This is a genomic window from Streptomyces pluripotens (assembly GCF_000802245.2).
GTDB classification, from domain to species: domain Bacteria; phylum Actinomycetota; class Actinomycetes; order Streptomycetales; family Streptomycetaceae; genus Streptomyces; species Streptomyces pluripotens.
On record NZ_CP021080.1, the window covers coordinates 1,857,183 to 1,877,470 of the forward strand.

19 protein-coding genes are annotated in these 20,288 nt (G+C 70.4%); 11 read left to right on the top strand and 8 right to left on the bottom strand.

Features of this window, described 5'->3' with window-relative positions:
- Positions 1-3: 3 nt before the first annotated feature.
- Positions 4-435 carry a hypothetical protein gene (locus LK06_RS08205; protein WP_234367377.1) on the top strand — a complete coding sequence of 144 codons (432 nt, stop codon included), beginning with the start codon at positions 4-6 and terminating at the stop codon, positions 433-435.
- A gap of 254 nt (positions 436-689) precedes the next feature.
- Here the strand turns inward: LK06_RS08205 and LK06_RS08210 are convergent, their stop codons facing one another.
- The 3 genes from LK06_RS08210 to LK06_RS08220 all read right to left on the bottom strand — a co-directional run bounded on the left by LK06_RS08210 (position 690) and on the right by LK06_RS08220 (position 4,219).
- Positions 690-1,739, bottom strand: a complete 1,050-nt coding sequence (locus LK06_RS08210) for an endonuclease/exonuclease/phosphatase family protein (RefSeq protein WP_043406790.1) — start codon at positions 1,737-1,739, stop codon at positions 690-692.
- Positions 1,740-1,927: 188 nt separating this feature from the next.
- Complete coding sequence (locus LK06_RS08215; RefSeq protein ID WP_174673827.1) at positions 1,928-2,557, bottom strand: TetR/AcrR family transcriptional regulator; 630 nt, start codon at positions 2,555-2,557, stop codon at positions 1,928-1,930.
- Between the two features lie 75 nt (positions 2,558-2,632).
- Positions 2,633-4,219, bottom strand: coding sequence for an MFS transporter (locus tag LK06_RS08220; protein ID WP_174673828.1), 1,587 nt, complete (start codon positions 4,217-4,219; stop codon positions 2,633-2,635).
- 198 nt (positions 4,220-4,417) lie between these two features.
- Here LK06_RS08220 and panB point away from each other — a divergent pair, with 198 nt between their 5' ends.
- From panB to LK06_RS08235, 3 genes are all read left to right on the top strand, one after another.
- The gene (gene panB, locus LK06_RS08225) at positions 4,418-5,293 is read left to right on the top strand and encodes a 3-methyl-2-oxobutanoate hydroxymethyltransferase (RefSeq protein ID WP_039657533.1); all 876 of its coding nucleotides are present in this window, start codon (positions 4,418-4,420) and stop codon (positions 5,291-5,293) included.
- Positions 5,294-5,598: 305 nt separating this feature from the next.
- Positions 5,599-6,624, top strand: coding sequence for an ATP-binding cassette domain-containing protein (locus LK06_RS08230; protein ID WP_039657548.1), 1,026 nt, complete (start codon positions 5,599-5,601; stop codon positions 6,622-6,624).
- On the top strand, positions 6,621-7,457 hold the full coding sequence (locus tag LK06_RS08235; RefSeq protein ID WP_039657531.1) for an ABC transporter permease: 837 nt from the start codon (positions 6,621-6,623) through the stop codon (positions 7,455-7,457). Before LK06_RS08230 ends, LK06_RS08235 begins: the two co-directional genes overlap by 4 nt.
- 30 nt (positions 7,458-7,487) lie before the next feature.
- Here LK06_RS08235 and LK06_RS08240 read toward each other — a convergent pair whose 3' ends face one another.
- Positions 7,488-10,745: an AfsR/SARP family transcriptional regulator gene (locus LK06_RS08240; protein WP_043433398.1), complete on the bottom strand. Its 3,258-nt coding sequence runs from the start codon at positions 10,743-10,745 to the stop codon at positions 7,488-7,490.
- Positions 10,746-10,990: 245 nt separating this feature from the next.
- On the opposite strand from LK06_RS08240, the gene LK06_RS08245 reads away from it, so the two are divergent.
- Entirely contained in the window at positions 10,991-11,788 is a 798-nt protein-coding gene (locus LK06_RS08245; RefSeq protein ID WP_039657526.1) for a site-2 protease family protein, read from the top strand.
- On the opposite strand, the gene LK06_RS08250 is transcribed toward LK06_RS08245, so the two are convergent.
- Both LK06_RS08250 and npdG read right to left on the bottom strand, forming a co-directional pair.
- Positions 11,778-11,966 carry a hypothetical protein gene (locus LK06_RS08250; RefSeq protein WP_039657525.1) on the bottom strand — a complete coding sequence of 63 codons (189 nt, stop codon included), beginning with the start codon at positions 11,964-11,966 and terminating at the stop codon, positions 11,778-11,780. The genes LK06_RS08245 and LK06_RS08250 overlap by 11 nt on opposite strands.
- Before the next feature lie 64 nt (positions 11,967-12,030).
- Entirely contained in the window at positions 12,031-12,735 is a 705-nt protein-coding gene (npdG, locus tag LK06_RS08255) for an NADPH-dependent F420 reductase (protein ID WP_039657523.1), read from the bottom strand.
- A gap of 163 nt (positions 12,736-12,898) precedes the next feature.
- On the opposite strand from npdG, the gene LK06_RS08260 reads away from it, so the two are divergent.
- Together LK06_RS08260 and LK06_RS08265 are read left to right on the top strand one after the other, a co-directional pair.
- The gene (locus LK06_RS08260) at positions 12,899-13,501 is read left to right on the top strand and encodes a hypothetical protein (RefSeq protein WP_039657521.1); all 603 of its coding nucleotides are present in this window, start codon (positions 12,899-12,901) and stop codon (positions 13,499-13,501) included.
- Between the two features lie 126 nt (positions 13,502-13,627).
- Positions 13,628-14,902, top strand: a complete 1,275-nt coding sequence (locus LK06_RS08265) for an MFS transporter (protein ID WP_078858830.1) — start codon at positions 13,628-13,630, stop codon at positions 14,900-14,902.
- Here the strand turns inward: LK06_RS08265 and LK06_RS08270 are convergent, their stop codons facing one another.
- Positions 14,903-15,136, bottom strand: coding sequence for an SPOR domain-containing protein (locus LK06_RS08270; RefSeq protein ID WP_039657518.1), 234 nt, complete (start codon positions 15,134-15,136; stop codon positions 14,903-14,905).
- A gap of 60 nt (positions 15,137-15,196) precedes the next feature.
- Here LK06_RS08270 and map point away from each other — a divergent pair, with 60 nt between their 5' ends.
- The gene (gene map, locus LK06_RS08275; RefSeq protein ID WP_039657516.1) at positions 15,197-16,054 is read left to right on the top strand and encodes a type I methionyl aminopeptidase; all 858 of its coding nucleotides are present in this window, start codon (positions 15,197-15,199) and stop codon (positions 16,052-16,054) included.
- A gap of 134 nt (positions 16,055-16,188) precedes the next feature.
- Positions 16,189-16,836 carry a biliverdin-producing heme oxygenase gene (locus tag LK06_RS08280; protein WP_039657514.1) on the top strand — a complete coding sequence of 216 codons (648 nt, stop codon included), beginning with the start codon at positions 16,189-16,191 and terminating at the stop codon, positions 16,834-16,836.
- A 123-nt stretch (positions 16,837-16,959) separates the two neighbouring features.
- Here the strand turns inward: LK06_RS08280 and LK06_RS08285 are convergent, their stop codons facing one another.
- Positions 16,960-17,604 (bottom strand): PhzF family phenazine biosynthesis protein, encoded by a 645-nt coding sequence (locus LK06_RS08285; protein ID WP_039657512.1) that lies wholly within the window; start codon positions 17,602-17,604, stop codon positions 16,960-16,962.
- A gap of 259 nt (positions 17,605-17,863) precedes the next feature.
- On the opposite strand from LK06_RS08285, the gene efeO reads away from it, so the two are divergent.
- Together efeO and efeB are read left to right on the top strand one after the other, a co-directional pair.
- Positions 17,864-19,000, top strand: a complete 1,137-nt coding sequence (gene efeO / locus LK06_RS08290; RefSeq protein ID WP_039657510.1) for an iron uptake system protein EfeO — start codon at positions 17,864-17,866, stop codon at positions 18,998-19,000.
- Positions 19,001-19,019: 19 nt separating this feature from the next.
- Positions 19,020-20,288, top strand: coding sequence for an iron uptake transporter deferrochelatase/peroxidase subunit (efeB, locus tag LK06_RS08295; RefSeq protein ID WP_039657508.1), 1,269 nt, complete (start codon positions 19,020-19,022; stop codon positions 20,286-20,288).

Genomic DNA, 20,288 nt, shown 5'->3' on the forward strand with positions numbered 1-20,288 from the left:
CATTTGAAGCCCTACGTCGCTGGTGGCGACCTGATCGGTGTCTCGTGCATCGCGCAAGGCTCCGACTTGCTGTTCGCCGAGACCGTCTTGGAACTCGGCGGCCGGCCGATCGCGGTCATCCCCTCGCAGGACTACCGGCAGAACAAGGTCAAGCCCGACCACGCCGACACCTTCGACCGGCTCACTGGGGCAGCAGCAGAAGTCGTGGTCCTGGCCCACGACACCGCGAACCGCTCGGCATACGAGGACGCCAACCGCACACTGCTCCAGCGCGCTGACGGTCTCGTCGCCATCTGGGACGGCGTTCCGCCCTCCGGCAAGGAAGGCGGTACTGCGGACACCGTCCTCCAAGCCAGGCAGGCCGGACTGCCGGTGGATGTCGTGTGGCCGCAGAACGCGGCGCGCGAAGGCGGAGACTACACCGCAGAGACATGAGACGCGGTCGCCGCCTCAGCGGCGTGGGGAGGCTGCTGTCCCGTCCCACCCGCGGCCGCTGCCCGCTCTTCCGCGCCGCCGTCTCCGGCAAGGCAGACCGCCCCGCGTGATGCGGCGGGGAATGAGGGGGTCACTGATGCCCCGCGCCAAAGTCGTACCGCACTCGTACCGCCCGCGCCCTGCCTCCGGACGGCCCCGGGCCGTTCACCGCAGGGGCGTCGTCCGGGAGGTTCTGGCGAACCGGCCGGGGCTGGTCACGAGGATGTGTCCAGTTTCACTCGCGCCGCCACCGGCAGATGGTCGCTGTTGGTGCGCGGCAGCGTCCAGGAACTCACCGGCTCAACACCCCTGACCATGATCTGGTCGATCCGGGCCATCGGGAACGAGGCCGGCCAGCTGAACCCGAAACCACTGCCCGCCGCCCCCTGTGTGGAGCGCAACTGGGAGGTGACGGCGTTGAGCGACCGGTCGTTCATCGTGCCGTTGAGGTCACCGAGCAGGACGACCCGCTTGAGGGCCTCACCAGCAATGGCCTCACCGAGCGCATCGGCGCTCTTGTCCCGCTGCCTGGCCGTGAATCCGGCCTCGATCTTCACCCGCACCGAGGGGAGGTGGGCGACGTAGACCGCGATCGGACCCTGCGGGGTGGTGACGGTGGCGCGCATCGCGCGCTTCCATCCGAGTTTGATGTCGACGGCTCGGACGTCCGCCATCGGGTACTTGCTCCACAGGCCGACCGTGCCGACCACCGCGTGGTACTTGTACGTCGGCGCGAGCGCCTTCGCGTAGACGGGTACCGCGGAGGCGGGCATCTCCTCCAGGGCCAGTACGTCGGCGCCGGAGGAGGCCACGTCGGTGGCGGTCGCGGCGGGGTCGGGATTTCCCGCGTTGACGTTGTGGGTGGCCACCATGAGGTCCCCGCCACTGCCCGTCCTGTCGGTGAGTAGTCCGCCGAAGAGGTTCAGCCACACGATCGCCGGGAGCAGCACGGCGATGAGCGCGGTGGCCGACTTGCGGATGAGGGCCAGGAGCAGCAGCACCGGGACGGCCAGGCCCAGCCACGGCAGGAAGGTCTCGGTGAGACTGCCCAGGTTGCCCACCCCGTTCGGGACGTGTGCGTGCAGCAGCATCACCAGGGCGAGCAGCAGCGCCAGGACGGCGAGGACGATGCCCCGGCGCCAGATCCGTGGGTCGCCACGCCAACCGTCCAACAGGCGGTGCGCCAGGCTCCGGAGTCGGGATTCCGGTCGCTCGGGCTCCGAGCCGCCGTTGTCCGTCTGCGTGACGTACGCCTGCTGCGCCATACCGCCTGCCTCACTGCCTGCCGTGCACATCGTTCGTCCCCCCGTGCTCTTTCGACCCTAGGGGATGAACGGTTCCGTTCCTGCCGCCCCATGACGGCCGTACGGAAGATGAGGACGAACAGGACGGGGTCGCGAGTTCCGGTTGCCCCCGGAACGGCGGAGTCTGTAACGGAACGCGCACATGCGCGCTACGAGGCTGTCGACCTGACGGGCCGTAGGCCTTCCAGAACCATGTCGACGATCTGTTCCGCCAGCCCCTCGGGCAGGTCCACTTCCGGGCGCATGACGGAGCGGACGAGCATCGGGCCGACGAACATGTCGTTGGCCAGTTCCAGGTCCACGTCCGGCCGCAGCTCTCCGTTCTGCTGCGCGCGACGCAAGACGTCAAAGGCGAGGACGCGGCGTGGCACGATGACGGCGGCGTGGTAGGCCGCCCAGACCTTGGGACTGGACTTCATCTGGGCGTAGACATCGTGCAGGATCAGCGACGAGCGGCTGACGAGACCCCGTTGGCGCATGGACTCCAGCAGGGCGACGAGGTCGTCACGCAGGGAGGTGCCGGGGAGTTCGGGGTCCGGGGGTTCGGCGGCGCGTATGACGTCGACGAACAGTTCCTCCTTGCCGCTCCACCGGCGGTAGATGGTGGCCTTGCCGACGCCGGCCGTGCGCGCGACGCGCTCGATGGACAGCTCGGCGAGGGGCACGCCCTCCTCCAGGAGCTTCATCACGCCTTCCAGGATGGCGCGTTCCACGGCCTCGCTGCGCGGTCGTCCCCGCGCGGGTCCGTCCGGTCGCGGCCGGCTGTCGGCTAGGCTCACTCGTCCGTCCTCTCACTGTGCTGCGGGAATTGTCCCGCAGCAACCTCCTCCCCCCGTTCGGCTCTCGCCGCGATGTCAGTCCGCGGCGACGACCAATTGCGCTTCCTCTGAGTCGTGCTGACCGGCCGGCGGCTTGCCCGGCAGGAATAGGGCCGTGACCACGGCACCGACCAACGCGACCCCCATACCGCACAGGGCGGTGACGTGCATGGCGTGCAAGAACGCGTTGTTGGCAGGGGTGATCAGGGCCTGTCCCTTGGGTCCGAGCTTCTCGACGACGCCGAGGGTGGCCTCGATCGAGCCGCCGGCCCTCTCGCGCAGCCCGGGCGGCAGCAGACCGAGTTTGCCCTCGATGCCGTTGCGGTACGCGGTGGCGAGCACCGAGCCGAGGACGGCGATGCCGAAGGCGCCGCCGACCTGACGGAAGGTGTTGCTGAGCGCGGAGGCGGAGCCGGCCTTCTCGCGCGGCAGCGCCTGCATGATGACGACCGAGGTCGGGGTCATGATGTGTGCCATGCCGGTGCCCATGAGGAAGAAGACGACCTCCAGTAGCCAGATCGGCGTGTCGGCCTCGAAGGTGGCGAACGCGGCCAGCGTCGTCGCGACCAGCAGCAGGCCGGCGGTGGTGGTGGCCTTGTTCCCGAACCGCTCGACCAGCAGCCGGGCGCGTGGCGCGAAGATCATCTGGGCGACGGCCAGCGGCAGCATCAGCAGGCCGGACTGCAGCGGCGTGTAACCGCGCACGCTCTGGGTGTAGAAGACTCCGAAGAACGTCACCCCCATCAGGGCGAAGAAGACCAGCGCTATGGCGCCCATCGCAGCCGAGAAGACCTTGTTCTTGAAGTAGGTGACGTCCAGCGACGGGTGGTCACTGCGCTTCTCGAAGACGACGAAGGCGACCAGGACGGCGAGACCGGCGACGATGGACGCCAGCACCTTCGCGTCCGTGAAGTCGGCCAGCTCACCGCCCTTGATGATGCCGTAGACGAGCAGCACCAGGCCGACGACGGAGAGAACCACGCCGACGGGGTCCAGCCGGCCGGGACGTGGGTCGCGGGAGTCGGGCACCAGCCAGAGCATGAGGACGAGCGCGATGATCACGATCGGCACGTTGACGAAGAAGACCGAGCCCCACCAGAAGTGGTCGAGGAGCGCACCGCCGGTAATCGGGCCGATGGCGATGGCGAGGCCGACACCGCCGGCCCAGATACCGATGGCCTTGGGCTGTTCGTCGCGCTCGAAGACGTTCATCAGCACGGCGAGGGTGGCGGGCATCACGAAGGCCGCACCGAGGGCCATCAGGGCACGGAAGGCGATCAGCTGGCCCGGGGAACCCGACTCGGCGGCGAGCGCCGAGCCGATGCCGAACACGGCGATGCCGCCGAGCAGGACCTTCTTGCGGCCCACGCGGTCGCCGACCAGGCCGGAGGTGAAGAGCAAACCGGCGAAGACGAGGGTGTAGGCGTTGATCGCCCACTCGATCTCGCTCTGGCTGGCGCCGAGGCCGGTCGGCGCCGGCGTGGCGATGGTCTTGATGGCAACGTTCAGGATCGAGTTGTCGAGCACCACGATGAGCAGGCTCAGCATCAGCACACCGAGGATTGCCCAGCGGCGCCGGTGCACCGCTTCCGGTATCCGGGGGGCAGGGACGGTACTTGTCATGCATCCGAGCCTAAGACCATTTCAATACGGAACCGTCTCGTATCTGAATTACTTTGCCGAGGCCTTACACAGCGGCCACAGAGGAACTGCCGGAGGGATCACGGGGTCCCCCTGGCCCTGACTGGCACGAGGTGCCACCATGGAGACGATCCGGGGACGCCGTCAGGGTGCCTCGAGATGACTGAAGGAGCCGTTGCCATGACGCAGCTTCCGGCTGCCCAGACTGTTCAGAACAGGCCTTCCGACGGCAGCAAGGCGCTGTACGGGGGGAAGAGCACCCGCCGCATCACCGTCCGCGACATCGCCCTCGCCAAAGAGCGGGGCGAGAAGTGGCCCATGCTCACCGCCTACGACGCGATGACCGCGTCCGTCTTCGACGACGCCGGCATCCCGGTGATCCTCGTCGGCGACTCGGCGGGCAACTGCCACCTCGGGTACGAGTCGACCGTGCCCGTCACCCTCGACGAGATGACCATGCTGTCCGCCGCGGTCGTACGCGGCACGCAGCGCGCCCTGATCGTGGGCGACCTCCCCTTCGGCTCCTACCAGGAGGGCCCGGTGCAGGCACTGCGCTCGGCGAGCCGGCTGGTGAAGGAAGCCGGGGTCGGCGCGGTCAAGTTGGAAGGCGGTGAGCGTTCGCACGAGCAGATCCGGCTGCTGGTGGAGTCCGGCATCCCGGTGATGGCCCACATCGGCCTGACCCCGCAGTCCGTCAACGCGATGGGCTACCGCGTGCAGGGGCGGGGCGAGGAGGCTGCGGCGCAGCTGCTGCGGGACGCGAAGGCCGTGCAGGACGCGGGTGCGTTCGCGGTCGTGCTGGAGCTGGTACCGGCGGAGCTGGCCGCCGAGGTGACGCGGGTGCTGCACATCCCGACCGTCGGTATCGGCGCCGGTCCGCAGACGGACGCCCAGGTGCTGGTGTGGACGGACATGCTGGGGCTGACGAGCGGGCGGGTGCCGAAGTTCGTCAAGAAGTACGCCGACCTGCGTGCGGTCATGGGCAACGCGGTGAAGGAGTTCGCGGAGGACGTCGTCGGCGGGAACTTCCCGCTGGAGGAGCACTCCGTCCACTGAGCCACCCCGGAAACACCGTGGCAGCCCCGTCGATCTTCCCCCGTCGGCGGGGCTGCCCCTTTCCCCGACCTTCCCGGCCCCCCTTGGGCGGCTCTCCCCGACCTCCCCTGCCTCCCCCTGAGCTCTCCCCGGCCTTCCCGGGCTCTCCCCGACCTTTCCAGGCCGGCCACCCGCGGTCCGGTCAGCGGGCCCGCCAGTGCCCACCCGTGCGCAGCCGGCGCCTGCAGGTGCGCTGTCGGCGGCTACAGATGTGCTGTCGGTGACCTGTCGGTGGTTTGTCGGTGCGCTCTGACACCGTCGTTCCCATGACGCGAATCGACGACAACCCCTCCGGCGGGCGCCTCGCCGTGAAGGTACGGGGACTGGCCAAGCACTACGGCGAGACCAAGGCACTGGACGGTGTCGACCTGGATGTGCACGAGGGCACCGTGATGGGTGTGCTCGGACCGAACGGCGCCGGGAAAACCACCCTCGTACGGATTCTGTCCACCCTGATCCCCCCGGACGCCGGACAGGCCACCGTGGCCGGGTACGACGTCGTGCGGCAGCCCCGGCAGTTGCGCCGGGTCATCGGGCTCACCGGCCAGTACGCCTCGGTGGACGAGAAGCTGCCGGGCTGGGAGAACCTGTACCTGATCGGGCGGCTGCTGGACCTGTCCCGCAGGGACGCCCGGGCCCGCGCCGACGAACTGCTGGAACGGTTCTCGCTCACCGAGGCGGCCAGGCGCCCGGCGGGCACCTACTCCGGTGGAATGCGGCGGCGCCTCGACCTCGCCGCCTCGATGATCGGCCGGCCCACCGTGCTGTACCTGGACGAGCCGACGACCGGCCTCGACCCCCGTACCCGCAACGAGGTGTGGGACGAGGTGAAGGCCATGGTCGGGGACGGGGTCACCGTGCTGCTCACCACCCAGTACATGGAGGAGGCCGAACAACTCGCCTCCGAGCTGACAGTGGTGGACCACGGCAAGGTCATCGCCACCGGCGAGACCGAGGACCTGAAGGCCCGCGTCGGTGGCCGCACCCTGCGGGTGCGACCGGTCGACCCGACGGAGCTGCGCCCACTCGCCGCACTGTTGGACGAGCTGGGCATCACCGGCCTGGCGAGCACGAGCGTGGACACCGAGACCGGCACCCTGCTGGTGCCCATCCTCAGCGACGAACAGCTGACCGCGGTGGTCGGCGCGGTCACCGCTCGCGGCATCACGCTCTCCTCCATCTCCACCGAACTGCCCAGCCTGGACGAGGTGTTCCTCTCCCTCACCGGACACCGCGCCGGAGCCCCGCAGAACGCCACGTCCGCCCACCCGCGCGAGGAGGTCGCCGCATGAGCGCCACCACCGTCACCCCGCACACCGCAGTCCCCGGCGCGTCCTCGGCCGACGCGCGCATCCCCCTGCGTGGCCACCTGCGTCACACCGGGGCACTCATCCGGCGCAACCTGCTCTGGATCCGCCAGGACCCGGAGTCGATGGCCGACGTGCTGCTGATGCCGATCGTGTTCACGCTCCTGTTCATCTTCGTCTTCGGCGGCTCGATCGGGCAGGCCCTGGGCGGCGGTCAGGAGCAGTACGTGCAGTACGTCATCCCGGGCATGCTGGCGATGATGAGCATGACCCTGTCCCAAGGCGTCGGCACCGGGTTCAGCCAGGATTTCAACAGCGGTGTGATGGACCGGTTCCGGTCGCTGCCGATCGGGCGCGGCTCGGTACTGTTCGCGAAGATCGCGGTGGAGCTGGCGCGGATGCTCTTCGCGACGGTGGTGCTGATGGTCGTCGCCGTCCTGGTCGGCTTCCACATCTCCCACTGGGCCGGCCTGTTCGCGACCGTGGGGCTGTCGGCGCTGTTCGCCTCCTCGGTCATGTGGGTGTTCCTCACCCTGGGCGTGACACTGAAGAACGCCCAGTCCGTGCAGGCGATGGGCTTCCTGGTGCTGTTCCCGCTGCAGTTCGGGTCCTCGATCTTCGCACCGCCCACGTCCATGCCGAGCTGGCTGCAGCGCTTCACCGACTACAACCCGCTGTCCACGCTCGCGGACGCGGCGCGCGGGATGATGCTCGGGGGCCCGGTCGCGCATCCGCTCTGGGTGACGCTGGCCTGGTCGGCGGGCATCACGGCGGTCATGGGGCCGGTCGCCATCCACAAGTTCCGGACCAAGAGCTGACGATCACCGGCCGATCGACGCCGCCGCCGGTCAGACCAGGGCGACGGCCTCCGCGAGGGAGAGGCCGCCGCCCTCGGCGTACCCCACCTCGAACACCCGTCCGCCGAGGTGCTCGCGGATCCGGGCCTCGGCCATGGCGTGCATCCGGCGTTCCACGCCGGAGAGGACATGGCCGGGTGGCAGCAGGGCGTCGGCGGCGCCCAAGCAGCGCGCGGCGTCGGCGGCCCGGGCGCCTCCGTCGGCGCAGGCGAGGGCCATCGCAGCGGCGGTGAGGCAGATGGAGTGCAGGTGCGGGGCGACGCTCTGGGACAACGGTTCCACGGCCAGCCGCAACGCCCCGCGCGCTCGGGACTGCGCGTCTTCGAAGCGCCCGTCGAGGGCGTCCAGCCAGGTCTCCTGGCAGAGGAGCATGGAGTCGAAGACGACGAAGCGCGCAACCTTGGACTCCGTACGCATCAGCCGGAGTTGTTCGCGCGCCTCGCTGGTGCGCTCGGTCAGGCCGAGCCAGCAGGCGAGCAGGAGCCGGGCGGCGGGCATCGCCTCGTTGAGCGAGCCCTCCTGGCTCGCGATGACGTCCCGGAGTAGCCGCTCACCGCGCTCGGTGTCTCCCTCCTCCAGGAGGACGCCGCCGAGGCGGGCGGTGAGCACGGCCGTCTGGACACGGGCCCCGAGGCGCCGGGCGTGGTCGATGGCGGCTTGGTAGTCGGCGGCTGCCGCGCCGTAGACGCCCTTGCGTTCCCGGGCCTCGCCGCGGGCGGACAGCGCCTCTGCGGTGCCCCAGCCGTCGCCCAGACGGCGGTAGATCTCCAGGGATTCGTCGGCGTCGCGAGTGGCGTCACCGGCCCAGGCGGCACGGTTGGCGAGGAGGTTGGCGCGCAGTTGCAGGGCGCCGGCCAGCTCCCACTCGAAGCCGGGGGTGTCCCGGCAGGTCCGCACGGTGGCATCGACGACGGTCCGCGTCCGGTCCGCTCCGTCGGTCAGCAACACGGCGAAGAACCACAGCAGGCCCGGAGTCCGGCAGGTCTGCGGCAGCCCGGGCCGGTACACCCGGGTGACGGCGCGCAGCCTGGCCTTCGCCGCGGGCGTCTGCCAGTTGTCCGGCTCGGCGTCCATACAGGCGAGACGGGCCAGATGGACACCGCGCCGGGCCTCGGCGAGAACCTCGCCGGTGTACGGGGGCGCGGTGTCGGTGCAGCGCTGCCGTACCGGGCCAGCGGTGCGAACCGGTTCGGCGAACGGATCGGGGCCGAGCTCCACGACCTCCTGGCACCAGGTGCGGGTCTCGGCGCGCTGGTCGCGCATCTGCCAGAACCACAGCATGGACAGCACCAAGCACAGTGCTTCCTGTTCGTCGCGCAGGACGACCGCGTACCGGAAGGCGGTGCGCAGGTTCTCGTACTCCCGCTGGAACCGGTCGATGGCGGTGAGCTGCTTCGGGCCGCGAAGCAACGGATCGGTGGTGCGGGCGAGTTCACGGTAGTACCCCAGGTGGGCGCGCTCGGCCCGGGTGCGGAGCCCGGTCTCGTCGAGCCGTTCGGCGGCGTACTCGCCGACGGTTTCCAGGAGCCGATAGCGCATCCCGCCCGCGGTCGAGGGGGCGGCCACCACCAGGGACTTGTCGATCAGTGAACCGAGCGCTTCCAGCGCGACCGGGCCGCACACGGCCTCGGCGGCGGCCAGGTCGCAGCCTCCGGCGAAGACCGACAACTGGGCGAGGACGTCGCGTTCGTCCCCGTCCAGCAGGTCCCAGGACCAGTCCACGACGGCCCTGAGGGTCTGCTGGCGGGGCAGCAGGGTGCGGTTGCCGGAGGAGAGCAGCCGGAAGCGGTCGTCCAGCCGGTCGGCGATCTGCCGAGGCGTGAGCATCCGCAGGCGGGCGGCGGCGAGTTCGATGGCGAGGGGCAGCCCGTCGAGTCGGCGGCAGATCTCTGCGCACGCCTCGGGATCGTCCTCGGCCCGGAATCCGGGCCGGGCCGCCGCGCCCCGGTCGGCCAGCAGCCGCTGCGCGACCGGCTCGGGCAGCGGCTCCACCGGCCGCACCCGTTCCCCCGGCACACCGAGGGGTTCGCGGCTGGTGGCGAGGACGGTCAGTCCCGGGCAATGGGCCAACAGGTGCCCGGTGAGCCGGGCGGCAGCGCCGACGACGTGCTCGCAGTTGTCGAGGATGATCAGCATCCGGCGCAGGGCGCAGTGTTCCACGAGACGCTCAAGGGGGTCGCCGTGCCGGTCGGCGACCGCACGCATGCCCTCGACGCCGGCGCCGTGCAACACGGTCTCACGGGCACCGATGGCCGTGAGCACGGCTTGCGGCACGGCACCCGGGTCGTTCACCGGCGCCAGTTCGACGAACCACACCCCGTCCCGGACGGTGTGCCGCACCGCCTCGGCGGCCTCCTGTGACAGCCGGGTCTTCCCGGCGCCCCCGGGCCCGAGCAGGGTGACCAACCGGGCCCCCGCCAGATCGGTACCGATGACCTTGATGTCGGTTTCCCGGCCGACGAAGGAGGTGAGCCGGGCCGGCAGATTGCCGGTCCGTGGCACGGGCTCCGTTCCTCCGGGCGCCGCACTGAGCAACTCGGCGTGCAGGTGTTGCAGTTCGGGTCCAGGATCGGAGCCGAGCCGGGCGGCGAGCAGTCGTCGTACGCCGTCGTAGGCGGCGAGCGCCTGGGCCGGGCGGCCCGCGTCGCGCAGGGCGCGCAGCCGCAGCACCTGGAGTGCCTCGTCCAACGGGTGGCTGTCGCACAGGGCGCTCAGCTCGGGCAGCGACCGCTCGGCCTGTCCGAGGGCGAGGGCTGCTGTGTGCCGGGCGCGCAGGGCGTCGAGGTGACGGGTCTCCCAGCGGGTTGCCTCCGCGGTGTGGCCGGGGAGGTCGGCGAGGGCGGGGCCGCGCCACAGGGCGAGGGCGTCGTCGAGGAGGGCGGCGGCCTTGGCCGGGTCACCGTCGGCGAGTGCGCGCAGGCCGTCGCCGGTCAGCCGGTCGAAGCGGGTGAGGTCGACGTCGTCGGGCGCGGCGGTGAGCCGATAACCGCCCCCGGTGGAGGCGACGGTGTCCGCGCCGAGGGTCCGCCGCAGCCGGCCGACGAGCGCTTGGAGCGCTCCGACGGCGTCGGCGGGCGGGTCGGCACCCCACACCTCGTCGATCAGTACGCCCACCGGCACGGTCCGGCCGGCACGGAGCGCGAGCACGCTCATCAGGGCACGCAGTCTCGCCCCGCCGACCGGGACGGCCGTGCCGTCGGGATGGATCGCCTCGGTGGTGCCGAGCAGCCGATAACGCACGGGGACCATTGTCTCCGGGAGCGGTCGGGCTCCGCCTCCGGGTTTCAGGGAGCGCGTGAGCATCCCGGGCACCGGAGCGCTCCAAAGGCGGCTGAACCGGAAGGAACCGGTGCCGGCACCACGCCCGCCACCGGCACCGCGGGGCTACGTCGCCGGGAAACGGCTGGACGGGTCCCCGACCGCCTGCGATAGGTTCTCCTGGGACTGCCCTGTACGGTCTACCCCACATTCGAGTCCATGCAGGGAGCCCATCCATGACCACAGCGACTACCCGCCACGGCGATCGGCGTATCAGTCCGGTGTTCGTCGGGATCGCGGCCGTGGCGGCGGTGACCGGCTGGGGCACCTGGACCGGGTTCGCCGCGCAGCCGGGCATAGCGGTGTTCCTGTTCGTGACCGCCGCCTGGATCATCTCCCTCTGTCTGCACGAGTACGCGCACGCGCGCACCGCCCTGCACGGCGGGGACATCACGGTCGGCGCCAAGGGCTACCTCACGCTAAACCCGCTCAAGTACACCCACGCGGTGCTGAGCATCGTGCTCCCCGTGGTGTTCGTGATCATGGGCGGGATCGGACTGCCGGGTGGCGCGGTGTTCATCGAGCGGGACCGCATCCGGGGCCGCTGGCGGCACAGCCTGATCTCGGCGGCGGGCCCGCTGGCGAACGTGCTGTTCGCCGCCGTGTGCACCGCCCCTTTCTGGCTGCACGCGGTGGACGGTGTGCCCCTCGACTTCCGGTACGCGCTGGCGTTCCTGGCGCTGCTGCAGGTGACGGCGGCGATCCTGAACTTCCTGCCGGTGCCGGGCCTGGACGGTTACGGAGTCATCGAGCCGTGGCTGTCGTACAACGTCAAGCGGCAGGTGGAGCCGTTCGCGCCGTTCGGCCTGCTGTTCGTGTTCGCGCTGCTGTGGATGCCGTCGGTCAACGAGGTGTTCTTCCAGGCGATCCACTCGATCCTGAGCAGCCTGGGGATCGATGAGAGCCAGACGTACTGCGGCTACGACCTGTTCCGCTTCTGGCGGGAGAACGACCCCTACTGCCTCAGCCAGTGACCGAGTCGCGCCCGACGGCAGCCCGCGCGCGCTTCACGTAGTACCAGGTCATGTTGGACGACACCCCCGCCAGCAGCACCCAGACGATGCCCAGCCAACTGCCCTGGGCGAAGGAGACGACGGCCGCGGCCACGGCGAGCAGGCAGACGGCGAGGGTGTAGAGGGCGATACGGGGCATGTCGGGTGGCTCCTGTCGGGGGACACTGCTTCGGCAACCAGTGTCCCCCATCGGCCCGGGCGGCTCACACGTCGGTGACGCGGAGCCCGGCGTGGGCCTTGTACCGGCGGTTGACGGAGATCAGGTTCGCGACGAGCGACTCGACCTGGTGGGCGTTGCGGAGTCGGCCCGCGAAAACGCCGCGCATACCGGGGATGCGCCCGGCCAGCGCCTGCACGATCTCCACGTCGGCGCGCTCCTCGCCCAGCACCATCACATCGGTGTCGATCCGCTCGATCTCCGGGTCCTGGAGCAGCACGGCCGACAGGTGGTGGAAGGCGGCCGTGACCCGGGAGTCCGGCAGCAGGGCGGCGGCCTGCTCAGCGGCGCTGCCCTCCTCCGGCCGAAGCGCGTACGCGCCCTTCTTGTCGAAACCGAGCGGGTTGACGCAGTCCACGACGAGCTTGCCGGTCAGTTCCGCACGCAGGGACCTGAGCGTGTCGCCATGGCCGTCCCAGGGCACGGCGACGATCACGATGTCGCTGCGGCGTGCGGTCTCAGCGTTGTCGGCGCCCTCGACGCCGTTGCCCAGGTCCTCGGCGGCAGCCCGTGCACGTTCGGCGGCACGCGAGCCGATGATCACCTTCTGGCCGGCTTCGGCGAGCCGGAGAGCGAGTCCCTTGCCCTGCGGTCCGGTGCCGCCCAGTACGCCGATGACGTACCCGGAGACGTCGGGCAGGTCCCAGGGGTCCTTGGCGGGGGCCTTCTGTGCACTGTCGCTAGAGGTCATGGGCCCGACTCTACGTCCGCCGTCCGGAGCACACCGGCCCACCCCACCGCGTGCCGGCGCCGGATGTCAGCACGGGACCGGCGATGCGGTCGTTGTCCCCAGGTCGGGGGAATCGGCGCTGAACTCCGCTTCAGGCGCTTCGGGTTGCGGCAGGATGCGGCGCATGGACGCCGTACGGGTCGCGCTGCTGCGCGAAGTGCTCGCCGGGACCGAGTGGCTGGGAGCCACCCGCAGATTCGCGGAGGTGCTCCGCGGGTCGGTGGTGGCGCACGGGGGCGGGTTGCTGCTGGTGGGCACGCCCGAGTACGAGCCCTGGCACCTGGCCGCGCACCTGGTGGACGAGGCGGCCTGGTCGGGCACACCCGAGCTGGCCCCGACCCTCGTGCGACATCACGTGCGTCCCTCCGATCCCGCGCACCTGGCCGTCGGGCCCGGACGGATCGAGGCGGCACGACGCGGTGAGACCCTGCTGGTCGTGGCCCCCGAGGAACCCGCGCCGCTGCTGGAGCGGGTGCACGGTGCCCGGCGGGCCGGGGTGACGGTGCTGGCGCTGGGCGCGGGCGGGGGCGAACTCGCCGCGATGGCGCACGACACACTGGCTGTGCCCCAGGGGGCGGAACTGGACCTGGACAGCGTGCAACACCTGGTCAGTGCGGCGGCGGGCGAGAACGGAGGCGGGGTCTCGCCGAGGGTGCGACGGGGTTTCCGGGATCGTCTGTCGAGACTGGCGGAGGTGCTGACGGCGCCGCCTCCCGCTCCCTGGTGACCCGTCCCCGTCTTCCCGGGCGGGTGCGGGACGAGGAGCGGGGGGACTGGGGACGGAGGTCCGGGACGGAGATCCAGGACGGGAAAAGCAGTTGCCTCACGGGCCCGGGCGGCCGAGCATCCTTCGGTGAGCCGAGCCCTCCTGCCCGATCTGGCCCCCTGGAAAGCCTCCCCGGACTTCCGCCGCCTCTGGAAGTCGGGGTTGATCAGCAACTTCGGCAGCTTCCTCACCTTCGTCGCACTGCCGGTCCAACTGAAGGAGCTGACGCGGTCCGCCGCGGCTGTCGGGGCGGTCGGTGCGGTGGAGTTGGTGCCGCTCATCGTGTGCGGACTCTACGGCGGCGCGCTCGCCGACACCCTCGACAAGCGGAAGCTCATCGTGTGGACGGAGGCCGGTCAGGGCCTGCTCAGCGCCGTCCTGCTGTTCAACACACTGCTTCCGCGCCCGCCGGTGTGGCCTCTGTACGCGGTCGCCGCACTGTCCTCCGCGCTGGTCTCCGTCCAGCGTCCGGCGCTCGACTCGCTGTGGCCGCGGATCGTCGCGCACGACGACCTGCCGGCCGCGGCTTCGCTGAACTCGCTGCGCTGGACCGTCGGCGGGGTGGCCGGCCCGGCGGTCGCGGGCGTGGTCGTCGCCTACGCGGGCCTGGGCTGGGCGTACGCCGCCGATCTGCTGACCTTCGCCGTCTCACTGACGTACATTGTGCGGATCGCGTCCTCCCCCGCGTCCCACCAGGCCGGGAAGCCGTCGTTCCGGGCCATCGCGGAGGGCGCGCGGTACGCCTGGAGCCGCAAGGAACTTCTCGGCACCTACGCCGTCGACCTCGCGGCGATGTCCCTGGCCATGCCGCTCGCCGTACTGCCCTTCCTCGCCGACGAGTTGCACGCCGACTGGGCACTCGGCCTGATGTACGCCGCGCTGCCGGCCGGGGCCCTGCTGGTGAGTCTGACCAGCGGCTGGGCCTCGCGGATGCACCGGCACGGGCTGATGGTCGTGCTGTCGGCCGCCGGCTGGGGCATGGCGGTCGCAGCGGCAGGAGTCTGCCGGAACGTGTGGCTCGTCTTGTTGTTCCTGGCCTTCGGCGGCGGCTTCGACATGGTCAGCGGGATCTTCCGGGCGGCCATGTGGAATCAGACGATCCCCGACGAGTTGCGCGGCCGGCTCGCCGGGATCGAGCTGCTGTCCTACTCGGTCGGCCCGCAGCTCGGCCAGGTACGGGCAGGCGGGTTCGCCGCCTGGGCCGGGGTCCGGGCCTCGGTCTGCTCCGGTGGGCTGGCCTGCGCGGGCGCGATGGGACTGCTCGCGCTCTGTCTGCCGGGACTCACGACGTACGACGCCCGGACCAATGAGCACGCGGTGCGCATGCGGGAGCAGCGGGCCGCCGCCCGGACCGCAAGCTGATCAGTCCTCGTCGGTCCCCCCGCCGGTCGGTGCGTCGTGCCAGCGCGGGTCGGTCTCCCACTCCAGGTTGCGCTCTCGGGCGGTGTCCATCGCGCGCTGCGCCTCCTCGCGGGAGGCGTACGGCCCGAAACGGTCCTTGCCCGGACAGTCGGGCCCCTCCTCGACCTTCTTGTGCTCCAGGCAGTAGAACCACTCGCCCGGCTTGCCCGCGGTGCGCTTCTTGAACAGGGCCATGAACAGCTCCTCTCTCGCCACCGACATGTTCCCCCATGCGCGCTGGATAGACTCGCTGGCATGTCTGGCCAGTCACTGCTCGTACCAGGGGAGCTGTCCCCCACCCGTTCGGTTCCCGGAAACATCCGCCGCCCCGAGTACGTCGGCAAGCCCGCGCCGGCGCCGTACACCGGGCCGGAGGTGCAAACCCCGGAGACCATCGAGGCCATGCGGATCGCCGGCCGGATCGCTGCGCAGGCGATGGAGGAGGCCGCACAGATCATCACCCCCGGGGTCACCACCGACCAGTTGGACAAGGTCGCCCACGAGTACATGTGTGACCACGGCGCCTACCCGTCCACACTCGGCTACCGCGGTTTCCCGAAGTCGCTGTGCACCTCGGTCAACGAGGTCATCTGCCACGGCATCCCCGACTCGACGGTGCTCCGGGACGGCGACATCGTCAACCTGGACGTGACGGCGTACATCGGCGGGGTGCACGGCGACAACAACGCCACCTACCTGGTCGGGGACGTGGACGAGGAGTCGAGGCTGTTGGTGGAGCGCACCCGGGAGTCGCTCAACCGGGCGATCAAGGCGGTGCGGCCCGGTCGGCAGATCAACGTCATCGGCCGGGTCATCGAGTCGTACGCCAAGCGTTTCGGCTACGGCGTCGTGCGCGACTTCACCGGCCACGGCATCAGCTCGTCCTTCCACTCCGGGCTGATCGTCCCGCACTACGACAGCCCGCACGCCACGACGATCATGCGGCCGGGCATGACCTTCACCATCGAACCGATGCTGACACTGGGGACCTACGAGTACGACATGTGGGACGACGGCTGGACGGTCGTGACGAAGGACCGCAAGCGGACCGCCCAGTTCGAGCACACCCTGGTGGTGACGGACACCGGTGCGGAGATCCTGACCCTGCCGTGACCCGGGACACCCAAAGAGCCCGCCCTGACGTACGGGGCGGGCTTTTTTCTGTCCTCTTCCGGACCCCTGATGCCTTTCCGACACTCTGTCGGTAAACTTGCCGACAGGGTGTCGGAAAGCATCGAGGAGTGTTCATGGAGTCGTTCTCGACCCAGATCCGCAGCGCGTCCCACGAGCAGCACGTGGAGGCGGAGACGTCGACATTCATGAGCGACCTGCTGGGCGGCCGGCTCGGCGTGGCCGCGTACGCGCGCTACACCGAGCAGCTGTGGTTCATCTACGAGGCACTGGAGAACACCGCCGGACGGCTCGCGGCGGACCCGGTGGCCGGCCCCTTCATCCGGCCGGAGCTGTTCCGGCTACCCGCGCTGGAGCGGGACCTGGCACATCTGCGCGGGCCCAAGTGGCGCGAAGGACTGAGCGCCCTGCCCGCCACCCGGGCGTATGCCGACCGGATCCGGGAGTGCGCCGAGCGCTGGCCCGGCGGTTACGTCGCCCACCACTACACCCGCTACCTCGGCGACCTCTCCGGTGGGCAGGTCATCCGTGATCGGGCGGAGCGGACGTGGGGCTTCGCCAAGAAGGGCGACGGGGTCCGCTTCTACGTCTTCGAGGACGTCCCCAACCCGGCCGCGTTCAAGCGCGGTTACCGGGAACTGCTGGACGGGATACGAGTGGACGACCTGGAGAAGCAGCGGATCACCGCAGAGTGCAAGCGCGCGTTCGTCCTGAACACCGCGGTCTTCCGGGCCCTGGGCGAGGAGTTCCGGCTGAGCGCCTGAGCCGGTCGAGCGGAGTCGGCTGCGGCCCGACGGGACCCGAGGGGGAGCCAGACAGCGCACATGCGGCTGCGCCGGCGCCGCACACCGCCGACGGCCGGCAGTGCGGCCCTTCCAGCGAAGTGCTCAGCGCTCCAGGAACACCCGCCCGCCGACCTCTACCCATCCGTGCGGTTGCGGCGCGGTCAGGATCTGCGAGCCCCTCCCCTGGATGATGTTGAGGGCGCGACCCAGCCGGTCGGTGAGGAGCAGGGCTGCCGCACCCGTCGCCTCGTCCTCCGCGATGCCGTCGTCCCGGCCGGGGAAGGCACGGGCACGAATGCGGCCGGCCGCCTCGTCCTCCCAGGCCCAGGCGTAGATCCACTCCCCCGGCGGCGGAACCTCCAGGGCGTCGACCTCGGCCGCGCTCGCGTACTGGCGCAGGGTGCGCGGCGGGGCCCACTCCGCCCGGGCCTCGATCCAGCTGAACTCGCCGTCCAGGCGGGTGCCCACCAGCCCAGCCGGGGTGACCAGTTCGGGTACGTCGAGCAGCCACGCCGTGCCGACGCAAGGGTGACCAGCGAAGGGCAGCCGCAGAGTGGGGGTGTAGATGTCGATCGCGCCGCGCTCAGGGTCGTCCACGAACACGGTCTCGCTGAAGCCGAGCTTGCCCGCCAGCGCCTGCCGGTCACCCCGCTCAGGCAGGACCGAGCCATCGCGGACGACGCCGAGTTCATTGCCGTAGCCGCCGTTCGGTCCGCAGAAGACGCGCAGTACGTCGTAGTCAGTCACCGGGGAATTGAAACATCGTGGCCCCGGCGCACGCGTTCCAGGCGCGGTCGCCGCCAGGGAGGAGCCGGGACCGGGCGCGAGCCCCGCACCCCCACCCCGCCCCCTTCACCTCCCCTTGGTCATTCTTTTGAGCCGACGAGATCAAGCCACCTCCGTGACCTTTTCGTGAGAGGTGAATCACGACCCCGAGGGGTAGAGGTTAGGTAAACCTCAGGTAAGTTAGGGCAGCCTCACCACACCAGATCCGCTTGGAGCCTGCATGCGAGCCGTCCGACTGACCGTCACCGCCGCCGCGACCACGGCTGCCCTGACCGCCCTCTCGGCCTGCACCGCGAAGAGCGAAGCCAAGGACGGCGACACCATCCAGGTCACCGCGGCCGACACGACGTGCGAGACCTCCGCCACGTCCGTTCCGGCCGGTCACGTCACGCTGGCGATAGAGAACAAGGGGTCCAAGGCCACCGAGGTCGAGATCCTCTTCCCGGACGACCGGATCGTCTCCGAGAAGGAGAACATCGGCCCCGGCACCAAGTACACGCTGACCGCCGAAGTGAAGGCCGGCTCCTACGAGATCGCCTGCCGCCCCGGCATGAAGGGCCACGGCATCCGACAGAAGCTCACCGTTACCGGTTCCGGCACCCCCGCCAAGCGCGACCCCCGGCTGGACAAGGCGGTCGCCGAGTACCGCCAGTACGTCCAGGACCAGGCCGACGCGACGCTGCCGCTGGTCAAGACCTTCGTGAAGGCCGTCAAGGCCGGTGACGTCGACGCCGCCAAGAAGGCCTACGCGCCCTCCCGGCTCGGCTGGGAACGCACCGAGCCGGTCGCCGAGTCCTTCGGTGACATCGACCCCGAGGTCGACATCCGCAAGCCCGACCTGGAGCCGGGCCAGAAGTGGACCGGCTGGCACCGGCTGGAACAGGCCCTGTGGGAGAAGAAGAAGATCGGAGCCGACGAGAAGGCCCTGGCCGGTCAACTGCTGACCGACCTCAAGGAGTGGCAGGAGCGGGTCGGCAAGGCGGAGATCACACCGACCTCCATGGCCAACGGCGCCAAGGAACTCCTGGACGAGGTCGCCACCGGCAAGGTCACCGGTGAGGAAGAGGCCTACTCGCACACCGACCTGGTCGACTTCAAGGGCAACGTCGAGGGCGCGCAGAAGGCCTACGAACTGCTCAAGCCGGTCGCCGCGAAGAACGACCCGGCGCTGGCCAAGGAGCTGGACAAGCAGTTCACGGCGCTGAACACGCTGCTCGACAAGTACCGCTCGGACAAGGACTCCTACGCGTTCGTCTCCTATGACAAGGTCACCGGAGCACAGCGCAAGGAGCTGTCGGACGCGGTGAACGCGCTCGCCGAACCGCTGTCCAGGCTTGCCGCCACGGTCGCGAAGTAACCAGGACGGGGACGAAGCGATGACACAGGCGCAGCAGACGCAACAGATCCGGGGCGGCGCCCCGTCGCGCCGGGCGCTGCTCGGCTGGGGCGGTGCCGGGCTCGCGCTCGGAGCCGCAGCGGCCGGTGGTGCGGTGGCGGTGGCCAGAACCGGCGACGACACGACCCCGGCCGCCGCCGGGACAGGCAGTGCCGTGGAATTCCACGGCACCCACCAGGCCGGCATCGCCACCCCGGTGCAGGACCGGCTGCACTTCGCGGCGTTCGACGTAAAGACCGACGACCGTGCCGAGTTCGTGCAGCTACTCAAGGACTGGACGGAGGCGGCCCGGCGGATGACCGCGGGCAAGCCGGTCGGCGAGGGCGCCTACGGCGGGCTCCCCGAGGCCCCGCCGGACGACACCGGTGAGGCACTGGGGCTGAAGCCGTCCCGGCTGACGCTGACGATCGGCTTCGGGCCGTCCCTGTTCGACAGGTTCGGGCTGCAGGACAAGCGGCCCGAGGCACTGGCCGAGCTGCCCGCTTTCCCCGGGGACAACCTTCACAAGGCCCGCTCCGGCGGAGACCTGTGCATCCAGGCCTGCGCGGACGACCCTCAGGTCGCCGTGCACGCCATCAGGAACCTGGCGCGCATCGGTTTCGGCAAGGTCGCCGTGCGCTGGTCCCAGCTCGGCTTCGGCAAGACCTCCTCGACCACCCCGGACGCGCAGACGCCGCGCAACCTGTTCGGCTTCAAGGACGGCACCCGCAACATCGCGGGCACCGAGGCCGACCGGCTGAAGGAGCACGTCTGGGTCGGTGACGGGGACGGGCCCGACTGGATGTCCGCAGGGTCGTACCTGGTCGCCCGGCGCATCCGCATGAACATCGAGACCTGGGACCGGACCTCGCTGCAGGAGCAGGAGGACGTGTTCGGCCGGGACAAACGCGAAGGCGCGCCGGTCGGCAAGGCCGGCGAGCACGATGCGCCGTTCCTGAAGGCGATGAAGCCCACCGCACACGTGCGGCTGGCGCACCCCGACGCCAACGACGGGATCACCATCCTGCGCCGGGGCTATTCCTTCACGGACGGCACCGACGGCCTGGGCCGGCTGGACGCCGGCCTGTTCTTCCTGGCCTACCAGCGGGACGTGCGCAAGGGGTTCATCCCGCTGCAGCGCAAGCTGGCCGCGCACGACGCGCTCAACGAGTACATCCAGCACGTGGGTTCGGCGGTCTTCGCGGTTCCCCCCGGCGTCCGGGACTCCGGCGACTGGTGGGGCCGGACGCTGTTCTCGAAGGAGGCGTAG